At 43.1% G+C, this 856-nt stretch carries 1 pseudogene; it reads right to left on the bottom strand.

From position 1 onward, the window contains the following. Window positions 1-856, bottom strand: a pseudogene (locus ACS8FC_RS16055) (ATPase); the annotation flags it as partial.

Here is an 856-nt window from a genome sequence, read left to right as displayed (position 1 = left end):
GGATGCTGAGTCTCGTATAACATCGGTGCGCCGATATTGTAAATTTGATATTCACGTGGATCGAGTGCGGCAACTAGCCTTTTAATTGCGCCTCCTTTCCCAGCCGCGTCCATGCCTTCAAAGGCAAAGACAACATGACGACCTTGACGCGCCCGTAGTAATTCAGCGAGATGTGTTTGTTTCTTTGCCAAAGCATCATTATATTCAGACTTACTGATCTTTGAATCATCAATATTGGTCAAGCTTTTCGGTATCTTTACCGGTTCAAACGGCGCCTGTTCAACTTTTAGTTTGGATTTTTTTGTCTTGGACGGTGGTTTTTTTTCTGTAGATTCGGTTGTACTGGTACGACTACTAACGAGCGCCATTTGCATCGCATGTAGGACTTCATGACAAAAATTATCAGCCGCTGCCGATTTATCATCACCATCGATGATGATCCAGTCATCTTGTTGCCGTAAAAGAGTGGCTGCAACCTCATTAAACTTTTCGATCACTTTTTTGCTGTTCCAGTCAATTTGATACAAAAACTGCGGATCAGCCTCACTATCTTGTAGGCGGCTATGCAGTGTTTCCATATCCACATGGAACCAGCATTTCAGTAGCCTAGTCTGATTGGCTACAAGGTCCTGCTCAAATGCTTTGAGCTCGGCTAATTGCTGCTGCAAATAAGCTTGCCATTTCGCAATAGGCAGCGTATTTGTATCGATATGTTTTTGATTTTTTGACTGCTTCTTTTTATTTTCAGTATTTGATGTTGCTATGCGCATGACGTTGTATAACAAGTCAGCATACCAATTACCAAAATAAACCATCACATCACCATGGCGCGGCATCGCGCCGGTATGAACTTGCC

The sequence above is a fragment of the Psychrobacter sp. 1Y4 genome, assembly GCF_051847555.1.
The sequence above is the reverse complement of the archived record's forward strand: the minus strand, read 5'-3'. Positions and strand labels throughout refer to the sequence as shown.